Origin of the sequence: Kitasatospora sp. NPDC004799 (assembly GCF_040609095.1) — a bacterium.
In the GTDB taxonomy this organism is placed as follows: domain Bacteria; phylum Actinomycetota; class Actinomycetes; order Streptomycetales; family Streptomycetaceae; genus Kitasatospora.
Window position 1 is genome coordinate 1 of record NZ_JBEXJK010000284.1, and the last position, 10,664, is coordinate 10,664.

At 73.7% G+C, this 10,664-nt stretch carries 12 protein-coding genes; 7 read left to right on the top strand and 5 right to left on the bottom strand.

Translation table 11 applies throughout. The features are described from left to right. Positions 1 to 760: histidine kinase (locus tag ABZW03_RS28700; RefSeq protein WP_355264336.1), on the bottom strand; the 760-nt coding region annotated here is incomplete at its 3' end. A 118-nt stretch (positions 761 to 878) separates the two neighbouring features. On the opposite strand from ABZW03_RS28700, the gene ABZW03_RS28705 reads away from it, so the two are divergent. The 4 genes from ABZW03_RS28705 to ABZW03_RS28720 all read left to right on the top strand — a co-directional run bounded on the left by ABZW03_RS28705 (position 879) and on the right by ABZW03_RS28720 (position 6,573). Continuing rightward, entirely contained in the window at positions 879 to 1,604 is a 726-nt protein-coding gene (locus ABZW03_RS28705; RefSeq protein WP_355264339.1) for an ABC transporter ATP-binding protein, read from the top strand. Continuing rightward, positions 1,601 to 3,910 carry an FtsX-like permease family protein gene (locus ABZW03_RS28710; protein ID WP_355264342.1) on the top strand — a complete coding sequence of 770 codons (2,310 nt, stop codon included), beginning with the start codon at positions 1,601 to 1,603 and terminating at the stop codon, positions 3,908 to 3,910. Before ABZW03_RS28705 ends, ABZW03_RS28710 begins: the two co-directional genes overlap by 4 nt. A gap of 148 nt (positions 3,911 to 4,058) precedes the next feature. Continuing rightward, positions 4,059 to 4,994, top strand: coding sequence for a hydroxymethylbilane synthase (gene hemC, locus ABZW03_RS28715; protein ID WP_355264345.1), 936 nt, complete (start codon positions 4,059 to 4,061; stop codon positions 4,992 to 4,994). A 1,045-nt stretch (positions 4,995 to 6,039) separates the two neighbouring features. Then, the gene (locus ABZW03_RS28720) at positions 6,040 to 6,573 is read left to right on the top strand and encodes a hypothetical protein (protein WP_355264348.1); all 534 of its coding nucleotides are present in this window, start codon (positions 6,040 to 6,042) and stop codon (positions 6,571 to 6,573) included. A gap of 27 nt (positions 6,574 to 6,600) precedes the next feature. On the opposite strand, the gene ABZW03_RS28725 is transcribed toward ABZW03_RS28720, so the two are convergent. Next, positions 6,601 to 7,161 (bottom strand): helix-turn-helix domain-containing protein, encoded by a 561-nt coding sequence (locus tag ABZW03_RS28725; RefSeq protein WP_355264351.1) that lies wholly within the window; start codon positions 7,159 to 7,161, stop codon positions 6,601 to 6,603. 108 nt (positions 7,162 to 7,269) lie between these two features. Here ABZW03_RS28725 and def point away from each other — a divergent pair, with 108 nt between their 5' ends. Beyond that, a complete protein-coding gene (gene def / locus ABZW03_RS28730; RefSeq protein ID WP_355264353.1) occupies positions 7,270 to 7,854 on the top strand; it encodes a peptide deformylase in 585 nt (194 codons plus the stop codon). Then, a complete protein-coding gene (locus ABZW03_RS28735; RefSeq protein WP_355264356.1) occupies positions 7,851 to 8,501 on the top strand; it encodes a methyltransferase domain-containing protein in 651 nt (216 codons plus the stop codon). Before def ends, ABZW03_RS28735 begins: the two co-directional genes overlap by 4 nt. 13 nt (positions 8,502 to 8,514) lie before the next feature. On the opposite strand, the gene ABZW03_RS28740 is transcribed toward ABZW03_RS28735, so the two are convergent. The 3 genes from ABZW03_RS28740 to ABZW03_RS28750 all read right to left on the bottom strand — a co-directional run bounded on the left by ABZW03_RS28740 (position 8,515) and on the right by ABZW03_RS28750 (position 9,856). Continuing rightward, positions 8,515 to 8,754 (bottom strand): DUF397 domain-containing protein, encoded by a 240-nt coding sequence (locus tag ABZW03_RS28740; protein ID WP_355264359.1) that lies wholly within the window; start codon positions 8,752 to 8,754, stop codon positions 8,515 to 8,517. A gap of 68 nt (positions 8,755 to 8,822) precedes the next feature. Beyond that, the gene (locus ABZW03_RS28745) at positions 8,823 to 9,011 is read right to left on the bottom strand and encodes a DUF397 domain-containing protein (RefSeq protein ID WP_355264362.1); all 189 of its coding nucleotides are present in this window, start codon (positions 9,009 to 9,011) and stop codon (positions 8,823 to 8,825) included. Beyond that, entirely contained in the window at positions 9,008 to 9,856 is an 849-nt protein-coding gene (locus ABZW03_RS28750) for a helix-turn-helix transcriptional regulator (RefSeq protein ID WP_355264365.1), read from the bottom strand. The genes ABZW03_RS28745 and ABZW03_RS28750 overlap by 4 nt, the downstream gene beginning before the upstream one ends. A 153-nt stretch (positions 9,857 to 10,009) precedes the next feature. Here ABZW03_RS28750 and ABZW03_RS28755 point away from each other — a divergent pair, with 153 nt between their 5' ends. After that, positions 10,010 to 10,516 (top strand): ATP-binding protein, encoded by a 507-nt coding sequence (locus tag ABZW03_RS28755; RefSeq protein ID WP_355264368.1) that lies wholly within the window; start codon positions 10,010 to 10,012, stop codon positions 10,514 to 10,516. Positions 10,517 to 10,664 lie beyond the last annotated feature (148 nt).

Here is a 10,664-nt window from a genome sequence, read left to right on the forward strand (position 1 = left end):
CGCGCAGGCCGAGCAGCCCGCGCCCGGCGCCGTCCGCCCGCTCCCGCGCGGGGGCGGGCGCCGCGCCGGAGAGCACGCTCGGGCCGCTGTTGAGCACCTCCACCCGCAGGTAGTGGTCCGCGTAGCGCACCGTCACCTCCGCCGTCACCCCGTCCCCGTGCTTGAGCGCGTTGGTCAGCGCCTCCTGGACGATCCGGTACGCCGTCACGTCGATGCCGCCGGGCAACGGCCTCGGCTCGCCGGAGATCCGCACCTCGACCGGCAGCCCGGCGAAGGCGAACCGGTCGATCAGCGGGCTCAGCCGGCCCAGGCTGGGCTGCGGCGCGAACCCGTCCGCGGCCGGCTCCTCGCCGCCGTCCGCGGCGGGGGCGAGCAGGCCGAGCAGGTGCCGCAGTTCGGTCATCGCGTCCCGCCCGGCCGCCTCGACCGCGGCCATCGAGGCCGCCGCCTCCCGCGGCATGGTGGCCAGCACCTCGCGCGCGGCCCCGGCCTGCACCACCATCAGGCTCACGTTGTGGCTCACGATGTCGTGCAACTCGGCGGCGATCCGCGCCCGTTCGGCGTCCACGGCCGTGCGGGCGGCGCTCTCCCGCTCCCGTTCCAGCAGCCAGCCGCGCTCGCCGATGGCCGCCCGGTGCTGCCGCCGCGCCCGGGCGAGCGCCACCGCCAGCCAGCCGGCCGCCGCGCTCGCCGCACCGGCCGTCGCGACGGCCGCCCACTCCCACCCTGTTGCCCACACGACGTCAGCTTCCCAGGTCACGGCATGATCCACATCATCCGGGGGTGCCGCCCCCGTACATCCCGGGTACGACGGCCGCCCTCGGTTACACCCGGGGTGGGACGTGCCGGTGACGGCCCCGCGCCTACCGTCGTCCACCATGAGCAACGACCACGACGGGACCACCCGGCCGGGCGACGAGCAGATCGTCGTCGAGCTGTCCGGGGTCCACAAGGAGTTCGGCGACGCCAAGGCGCTCGACGGCCTCGACCTGCGGATCCGCGCCGGCGAGGCGGTCGCCGTGATGGGCCCCTCGGGGTGCGGCAAGTCCACCCTGCTGAACATGGTGGCCGGGCTGGACCGGCCCACCGCCGGCACCGTCCGGGTGCAGGGCCAGGACCTCGGACGGCTGAACGAGAACGGCCTGGCCCTGTTCCGCCGCCGCCACATCGGCATGATCTTCCAGTTCTTCAACCTGATCGACGACCTCCCCGCCCTCGACAACGTCGCCCTGGCCGCCCAGCTCACCGGCACCGGTGCCCGCCAGGCCCGCCGCCGGGCCCTGGAGCTGCTGGACGAACTCGGCGTCTCCCACCGCAAGGACGTCTACCCGGCGGCGCTCAGCGGCGGCGAGCGCCAGCGCGTCGCGGTGGCCCGGGCCCTGATGAACCGCCCGGCCCTGCTGCTCGCCGACGAGCCCACCGGCGCGCTGGACAGCCGCTCGGGCGAACAGGTGATGGACCTCCTGATCGACCTCAACCAGATCGGGCAGACCCTGCTGATCGTCACCCACGACCCCGACCTGGCCACCCGCTGCGCGAGCCGGCTGGTCGAGGTCGCGGACGGACGCGTGGCGAACGAGCGGACGCTGGAGCCGCAGTCGTGACCGGGGCGGTGTGGCGGGCCTCCCGGGCGGCGGTCAAGCGCCGTCGCGTGCAGACCGTCGTGATCGGCCTGGTCGTCTTCTGCGCCACCACGACCGTCCTGCTCGCCCTCGCGGTGATCAGCGCCGCCCGGGCCCCCTTCGACGCGGCCTTCGGCGCGCAGCGCGGAGCCCACGTCGTGGCGGCCTTCGACCCGGCCGGGGCCTCCGCCGGGCAACTGGCCGCCACCGCCCACCGGCCGGGCGTCGAGGCGGCCGCCGGCCCCTTCGACCAGGTCATGGTGGAGATGACCACCGACTGGCTCGGCCGCCCGCCCGGACCGCTGACCCTGGTCGGCCGGGCCGACCCGGCGGGGCCGGTGGACCGGGTGGAACTGCTGGCCGGCCGCTGGGCCACCGCCCCCGGCGAGGTGGTCGTCAACCAGCCGTTCGGGGCGGCGGCGGACCGGTTCCTCGGCTCCCCGATCCCCGTCGGCGACGGCCGGCAGCTCACCGTCGTCGGCTTCGCCACCAGCATGAGCCAGAGCGCCGGCGGCTGGACCACCCCAGAACAGGCCGCCGCCCTGCACCCCACCGCCCGGCAGATGCTCTACCGCTTCACCGACGCCGCCGACGAGCAGCGGCTCACCGCCGCCCTGGCCACCGCCACCGAGGGCCTGCCCGAGGACGCCGCCGTCAGCGTCCAGTCGTACCTGGTGCTCAAGCAGGCCTTCTCGGCGGGCGCGGACGCCTACCTCCCGCTGATGACGGCCTTCGGCGTGCTCGGCCTGGTCGTCTCCGCACTGATCGTCGGCAACGTGGTGAGCGGCGCGGTCGTCTCCGGCTACCGGCACATCGGCGTGCTGAAGTCCATCGGCTTCACTCCGCGCCAGGTGGTGACGGTCTACCTGACCATGGTCTCGGTGCCCGCCGCCGCCGGTACCGTCCTCGGTACGGCGGCCGGTTGGGTGGCGTCCTTCCCGATCCTCGGCGCCGCGTTCTCCGGCATCGTCACCGGCACCGCCGAGATCCGGCCGGCCGGCTGGCTGCCGCTCGCCACCCTGGTCGGCGTCCCGCTGCTGGTCGTCCTCGCCGCGCTCGTCCCGGCGTCCCGCGCCCACCGGCTCTCCGCCGCCCAGGCCATCTCGGCCGGCAGCGCGCCGCGCAACGGCCGCGGGCTGAAGGTCCAGCGGTGGCTGAGCGGCACCCGGCTGCCGCGCGCCGTCAGCCTCGGCCTCGGCCAGCCCTTCGCCCGCCCCGCCCGCGCCGCGCTCACCATGGCGGCGATCGTGCTCGGCGTGGTCACCGTGACGATGACGGCCGGTCTGAGCACCACCCTGACCAGACTGGTGGACCACACCGACGGCCACACCCACGTCAACGTGAAGACCGCCCACTTCGGCGACAGCGGGATCGAGCCGAAGCTCACCCCGGCCCAGACCGAGACGGTGCTGCACGCCGCCCCCGGCGCCGAACGGGTCAGCACGCGCGGGCTGGTCCAGGTCGGGCTGCTCGGCCACACCCAGTCCGTGTTCGCGAACTTCTACGGCGGCGACGACCTCGTCGACTCCAAGCGGCTCGACGTGGTGGACGGCCGCCCGGCGACCGGCCCGGGCGAGATCGAGGCCGGGCCGTCCTTCCTCCGGCAGCACGGGCTCAAGGTCGGCGACAGGCTCACCCTGCTCCTGGACGGCCGGCAGCTGCCCGTCACCGTCGTCGGCGAGGAGTCCGAGGGCAACGCCCGGGCGTTCGCCTCCAACGACGCCACCAGGGCCGCGCTCACCGACGACCCCCACGTGGTCGAGTACGACGTGAGGCTCGCCGAGGGCGCCGACGCCGAGGCCTACCGGAAGGCGGTCGCGGACGCCGACCCGAGCCTCTCGCCCTCGGTGTTCGCGCCCGAAGTCGGTGGGCCGATCGCCGCCGTCATCGCCTTCACCACGATCTTCACGGTGCTGCTGTCGGTGGTCGCCTCGCTGGGGGTCTTCAACACCCTGCTGCTCACCGTCCGCGAGCGCCGCCGGGACCTCGGCATGCTGAAGTCGATCGGCATGACACCCCGGCAGGTGGTGGCGATGACGGTCACCTCGGTGGCCTGGCAGGGCGCGGTCAGCGGGATCGTCGGCATCCCGGTCGGGGTGGTGGCCCACCGGCTGATCACCGAGAACGTCGGGACGATCGTCTTCCCGGAGGCGACGATCGACGTCTGGAGCGCCCCGCTGCTGACCGGCCTCGCCCTCGCGGGCGTCGTGATCGCCGTCCTCGGCGCGCTCGTCCCGGCCCGTTCGGCGGCCCGGCTGCCGATCGCCGAGGTGCTGCACAACGAGTGACCGCGCCGCGCGGCGGTGACGGACGGACGGCCGGTCGGGCACCCCGACCGGCCGTCGGCCTTGTTCCAGCTTGCCGAACCGTCTGCCGCGTGCGTCACTCCGCTGACTCCTGCTCAATCCCCGCTGTGAGGAGACCTATCATCGCGCCATGGCCACCGCTGAGCTGATCCGCATCGTCTCCCGCTCCTCACCCATGGCGCTCGCCCAGGTCGAGCGGGTCCGCACCGAACTCGCCGCCCTGCACCCGGGCCTGCGCACCGAGGTGGTGCCCGTCACCACCTCGGGCGACCGCTGGACGGGTGATCTCGCCCAGCTCGGCGGCAAGGGCGCGTTCACCAAGGAGGTCGACGCCGCGCTGCTCGCCGGGGAGGCCGACGTCGCCGTCCACTGCCTCAAGGACGTGCCCGCGGACCGCCCGCTCCCGGCGGGCACCGTATTCGCCGCCTACCTGCGCCGCGACGACATCCGCGACGCCCTCGTCCACCCCGGCGGCCTGCCGCTGGCCGCCCTCCCGCCCGGCACCCGGATCGGCACCTCCTCCGTCCGCCGGATCGCCCAACTCGCCGCCTCCCACCCGCACCTGGAGTGCGTCCCGATCCGCGGCAACGCCAACAGCCGGCTCGCCAAGCTGGACGCCGGGGTGGTCGACGCGCTGCTGCTCGCCGTCTCCGGCCTGGAGCGGATCGGCGAGCGGGCGCGGGCCACCGAGGTGCTCGGCATCGAGGCGATGTGCCCGCCGATCGGCGCCGGCATCCTCGTCCTGCAGTGCCGCGAGGGCGACACCGCGACCATCGAGGCGGTCACCGGCCTCGGCCACCACGACACCTGGCGCGAGGCGGCGGCCGAGCGGATGTTCCTGCACGCGCTCCAGGGCCACTGCAACAGCCCGATCGCCGGCTACGCCCGCGCCGAACGGGACGGCCGCCTCTCCCTGCGCGGCCGGGTCTTCACCCCGGACGGCAAGCAGGTCCTGGACGCCCACGAGTGGGCGGGCGCCCTCACCCCGGAGGACCTCGGCACCTCGGTGGCCCTGGCCCTCAAGCGCCAGGGCGCGCAGGACCTGATCTCCTCGATCCCGCACTGAGCCCGTCGTCGGGCCGCTCGGTGGCGGGCGGGGCTGCGGCGGGCCGGGCGACGGGCCCCGGCCGTCGAGCGTTCTGCTCGGGTGCCGGTAGCCCTGGGGCGATGCCGACCACGGGCGGCCGGGGGCCCGTGACGGCGTCCCGTTCGCTGACCGTCCGTCCCGGCCCCGGACCTTCGGCTGCCCGACTCCCGGCCGTCCGTTCCCGCTCCCGGCTCCCCGGCCGCCGGCGTTCCGCCCGGCTCTTGGCCGCCTGGCTTTCTGCCCGGGCCCGGTCCTCGGCCGCCTGGCCCCGGTCCTTGGCCGCTGGGCTCTTCGGCCGCTCGGCCTTCCGCCTGGCTCCCGGGCGGTCGCCTGCCTGGCCCCCCCTCCCTCGGCTGCCCGGTCTTCCGCCTGCCCGGACCCCCGTCTGCTCGGCTGCTCGGCCTTCCATCTGGGCCTCGGCTGTCCGGCTGTCCGGCCCGCCCGCCCTCGGCTGGCCTGGCTTCCGGGCCGCTGGCGTTCCGCCCTGGCCCTTGGCCGCCTGGCTTTCTGACCGGCCCCGATCCTCGGCCACTGGGCTTTCTGCCTGGCTCCCGGCCGGTCGCCTGCCTGGCCCACCCCTCCCTCGGCGGCCCGGTCTTTCCGCCTGCCCGGACCCCCGTCTGCTCGGCTGCTCGGCCTTCCGCCCTGGCCCTTGGCCGCCTGGTTTTCCTCCCGGCCCCCGGCCGCCCGACTGCCTGGCTCACCCTCCCTCGGCCCCCGTGCCATTGGCTGCCGCCCGGCCTTCCGTCCGGCCCCGCGCCCTTGGTCGCCTGGTTCGCTCGTTCCTCTCCTCTGGCGCGCAGGTCTCCCATCTCCCCGCCTGCCGTCTCCCCGTCCGCCGACGCCACGGCTCCGGCGCCCGAGCGGGTCGTGAGGTGCGGCCCCGGCATCGGAGGGCGATCGTGCCCCGGTGGTCCGTGCGCGGGCCCGGGCCGGGGCGGCGCCGCGACCGGTCGGTGACAGCCCGCCACCTTTCCCGTGTCGGGCGAGAACCGGGCGGCGGTGTGGGGCGTCCGTTTGAGGCGTGATCAGTGCGGTGCTCGGCGGGATGCCGATGTTCTGGCCCGGGCTGCTGCTCTCGCTGGTGCCCGCGGCCCTGTGGAACCGGCCGGTGGGGCGGTTGCTGCGGGCCCACTGGGTGGTGGGCTTCCTGCTGCTGCTCGGGCTCGGCGGGGTGGTCGTGGCGACGCTGCTGCCGGAGGCGTTCCGGCTCTCGGAGGGTGCCGTCCGGCACTGCAGCGTGGAGGGCGGCCGGCCGCGCTCGCCGTACGAGCTGCTGCACGTGCGGCACATCGAGCTGAAGTTGGCGACCTTCGCCCCGGTCGGCTTCGCGGCCGCGCTGGCGGGCACCCGGCGGCGGGCGGCCGTGGCGCTGCTGGGGGCGGCGGCGCTGCCGTTCGCGGTGTCGGCGCTGCACTACGCGCTGCCGGTGATCGGGCGGGCCTGCGACGTGCAGGACGTCTGGGACGGGGTGCAGGGGGTCGCCCTGGGAGCGGCGCTGGGGCTGGTCGCCGGGCCGCTGGTACGGGCGGCGCGGGCGCGTTCGCACACCGTCTGACGATCGGACCGGCCGCCAGGCCTACTGTCAGGCCTCCTGGTCGAGGAGCGGGAAGAGCCGGGCGACGGCGGCGACCGGGCGGGCCCCGGCGGGCCGGGCGGCCGGGTCGGCCTCGCGGTCCCGGTAGCGGGCCAGGACCTGGCGGACGGCCTCGCCGACGGCGGTCAGCTCGGCGGGGGTCAGGTAGACGACGGAGCTGAACGCCTCGTCCTGCTGCCACTCGGCCGGGGCCTCGGCGCGTCGGGCGAGCCAGCGCTGGTAACTCTCGTCCTCCAGGCCGCGCGCCAGGTCGCCGAACTCCGCCTCGGCCTCCGCCTCGGCCTCCGCCTCGGCCCCGGCCTCGCCGACGGTCGGTCGGGCCGTCGGCAGCCGCCACGGCCGGGCCCGCCCGTCGACGGCCGGAGCCTCCTCGATCAGCCCGTACCGGGCCAGCTGCCGCAGGTGGAACGAGCACAGCCCCGAGCTGAGGCCGAGCCGGGCGGCGGCCTCGGTGGAGGTGACGGTGCCGAGCTCGGCGAGCAGCTCCAGCAGCGCGGTGCGGACGGCGTGCTCGGGGAGGGAGCCGGTTCTGACGAGGTCTTCGGTCACTTTGCAAAGTCTGCTACTTTGCAAAGTCGACAGCAAGTCCATCCGACGGCAAGCCCATCCGACGGCAAGCCCGCCTGACGGCAAGCCCGTCCCCGCGAAGGAGCGCCCGTGTCCGAGCTGCGCGAACCCCCGACCGTCCTGCGGATCACCGAGGTGGGGGAGGAGATCCTGAGCCGCACCTGCCGGACGGCGACCGAGGAGGACTTCGGCAGCGAGCGCCTGGCCCGGCTCATCGACGACATGTTCGTCACCATGGCGGTGGCCGACGGCTGCGGCCTCGCCGCCAACCAGGTGGACGTCGACCTGCGCCTGTTCGTCTACGACTGCCCCGACGACGACGGCGTCCGGCACACCGGCCACGTCCTCAACCCGGTGGTCGACGAGCAGGAGCCCGGCCGCGCGCTGATCGAGGAGACCGAGGGCTGCCTCTCCGTCCCCGGCGCCAACACCAAACTCGCCCGCCCGGCCCGCACCGTGGTGCGCGGCGTCGACCAGTTCGGCGACCCCGTCGTGATCGAGGGCACCGGCTACTTCGCCCGCTGCCTCCAGCACGAGACCGACCACCTGAACGGCGGCCTCTACATCGACCGCCTCTCCGCCCGCGACCGCAAGCGGATGCTCAAGCAGGCCGCCGACCGGCGGGAGAAGGTCTTCGCCGAACGCGCCGCGAAGGCCGCCAAGTTGGCCCGATGACCGAGCCCGCGCACCTCGCCGCCGTCCGCGCGTCGTACGACACCGTCGCCGCCGACTACCTCCGCCTCGTCGTCCCGCCGGAGCGCCTGGACCCGGTGTCCCGGGCGATGCTCGCCGCCTTCGCGGAGCTGGTCCGGGAGTCGGGCGGCGGCGAGGTCGCGGACCTCGGCTGCGGGCCGGGTCGGGTGACGGCGTACCTGGCGAGGCTGGGCCTGTCGGCCTTCGGCGTGGACGTGTCGGGCGAGATGGTCGCGCTCGCCCGCCGCTCCTATCCTCAACTCCGTTTCCTTCAGGGCGCGATGGGCGACCTCGGTGTTCCTGACGGGACGCTCGGTGGCCTCCTCGCCTGGTACTCCGTCCACCACACGCCGGCGGATCAACTGCCCGCGCTCTTCGCCGAGTTCCACCGCGTGCTGGCACCCGGCGGCCACCTGCTGCTCGGCGGTCACGCCGGTGACGTCCGGCTGGACCACACGCAGGCGTACGGCCATTCGGTGTCGTACGCCTCGTACCTGGTTCCGGTGGCACGCCTGGTCGAGCTGCTGGAGGGGGCCGGGTTCACGGTGACGGCGCGGGTGGAGCAGCCGCGCCCGCAGGGCGGGGGGCGTTCGTACGTGTGCCTGCTGGCCGAGAGCCGTACACGGTGAATCTGTGCGGGGATCAGTGGGTGTCGGCGGTGGCGGCGAAGGCGACGAACGCCTGCCAGGCGTCGGGGGAGAAGGTGAGCTGGGGGCCGCTCTTGTCCTTGGAGTCGCGGACGTGGACGGTGCCGGGGGTCTCAGCGACCTCGACGCAGGCGAACTCCTTGTCGTTGCAGTAGCTGCTCTTGCGCCAGGCGACCTCGATGCACTCGCCGCCCTCGTTGCTGCTGTGGCTGCTCTTGAACCAGGCCAGTTCCATGCTGGTGACGGTACGCCAACGGCCCGCCGCCGGGAAGGCGGTGGGCCGTTGAGAGGAGGTCCGGTCGGTCAGACCTCGGTGGTGGCGGCGAACGTCACGAACGCTGCCCACGCGGCCGGCTCGAAGGCCAGCTGGGGGCCGCTCTTGTCCTTGGAGTCGCGGACGTGGACGGTGCCGGGGGTCTCAGCGACCTCGATGCACTCGCCGCCCTCGTTGCCGCTGTAGCTGCTCTTGAACCATGCCGGCTCGGTGCTCATCGTTCTCCCAGGATCTTCTCGATCAAGGCCAGGGACTCCTCGGGACCGTAAGCCTGAGCCCGAAGGATGTTGTAGCGCGCGTTCAGAATCTGGACCTCGTCCGGATCGGTGATCAGCCTACTGCTCGTCTGCACCTCGACGTAGCCCTGCTGGGGCCGACCTTTGGGGGTGATCAGAATGAACGGCCCACCCATCCCGGCGTGCTCGGTTCTGTTCAACGGCAGCACCTGGATGACCATGCCGCGCATCCGGCCGACCTCCAGGAGCCGGTGGAGCTGAGCGGTATGCACGTCCCAGCCACCGAGCGGCCTGCGCAGGACGCTCTCGTCGATCACCCAGCTGAACATTCCCCGTGGCCACCGGGTCAGCACCTCCTGGCGCGCCATTCGCGCTGCCACTCGCATTTCGATCACCTCCTCAGCCAGAGGAGGCTGCCTCATGTCATAGACCGCGCGTGCGTGAGCTTCGGTCTGAAGCAGCCCGGGGATGTCGAGTGTGGCGTAGTTGTGCGTCTCGACCGACACGTCCTCCAGGCTCACATAGCCTCGAAACCACGCCGGGTGGCGCAACCGCGCCTTCGCTCGAGCCTTCATCACGTCATCCGCCGCGATGGCCAGCAGGCCGCCGGCGTTGAGCGCCTTGTCCACCGCGATCAACAACTCCGGCTGCGGGGTTCGTACTCCGCGCTCCACCGCGCTGATCAACTGTTCTCCGTAGCCGACGATCTCGCCGAGCTGCTTCTGTGTCAGTCCGGCCTGCTCCCGTAGGAGCTTGATCTGCTTCCCGATCGCACGGAAGAAGTCCGAGACCTCCGTCAGGTCCTCCGGCAGTTCCGTCCGTGCCACGTCACCCGAGTCGCTCCTGCGTGCCGCACTCATCGCGACCACCCCGTCTGTGATTGAGCCACGAAACAAAAGGCTGTCCGCACCCGTACAGGCACTCTCCGTGCTTGCCGGATGCCTGGTCAGCGTACGTCCATCCCGCCACGCTTATCTCCCATGACGACCGAAATCCCCCTCGACAACCCCCGGTCCCACACCACCCTCCTCGCCGCCACCCCCAAGGGCGCGGCCACCTGTCGGCGTCTGGCGCGACGTCAACTCACCGACTGGGGGCTGCACTACACCCACACCGAGCCGTTCCACTGCGCTCTCCTGATCGTCGCGGAGCTCGCCGCGAACGCGATCACGCACGGACGCGTTGCGGGGCGCGGGTTCGAGTTTCACCTCTCGCTCACCACCTCCGTGCGCCGGGGCACCACCCTCCGCATCGAGATCAGCGACCCCCGTGGTGACAAGCTCCCCGTCCTCCCCACCGTCCACACCCCCAACGCCCAGACCGGGCACGGCCTCACCCTCATCAACGCCCTCTGCCACCGCTGGGGCACCATCCCGCGCCACCCCAACTCCAAGACCGTCTGGGCCGAGCTCGACCTCCCGGAGGCCCCCGCCGCCACCGCCACCCCCGACGCCCTCGCCGCTCCCGATTCCCCGGATGCCCCCTGAACCCCGCGATAGCCCAACAGTCCCGTGAACCACCAGGAGTGGGGAGTGGGGCCCGGCGCCGTGCCCCACCCCGACCAGTGTGAGTCGGTTTTGCCGGGGTTGACGGTTGTGGGCCGGCGGGGGCCGGCCGCGGCCCGGTCGTGCGTGG

Bases quoted from the DNA above. Each gene is read 5' to 3' on its own strand.
- ABZW03_RS28705 (WP_355264339.1), top strand. From the start codon at position 879: ATGAGCAACGACCACGACGGGACCACCCGGCCGGGCGACGAGCAGATC.
- hemC (WP_355264345.1), top strand. From the start codon at position 4,059: ATGGCCACCGCTGAGCTGATCCGCATCGTCTCCCGCTCCTCACCCATG.
- ABZW03_RS28735 (WP_355264356.1), top strand. From the start codon at position 7,851: ATGACCGAGCCCGCGCACCTCGCCGCCGTCCGCGCGTCGTACGACACC.
- ABZW03_RS28740 (WP_355264359.1), bottom strand. From the start codon at position 8,754: ATGGAACTGGCCTGGTTCAAGAGCAGCCACAGCAGCAACGAGGGCGGC.
- ABZW03_RS28745 (WP_355264362.1), bottom strand. From the start codon at position 9,011: ATGAGCACCGAGCCGGCATGGTTCAAGAGCAGCTACAGCGGCAACGAG.
- ABZW03_RS28755 (WP_355264368.1), top strand. From the start codon at position 10,010: ATGACGACCGAAATCCCCCTCGACAACCCCCGGTCCCACACCACCCTC.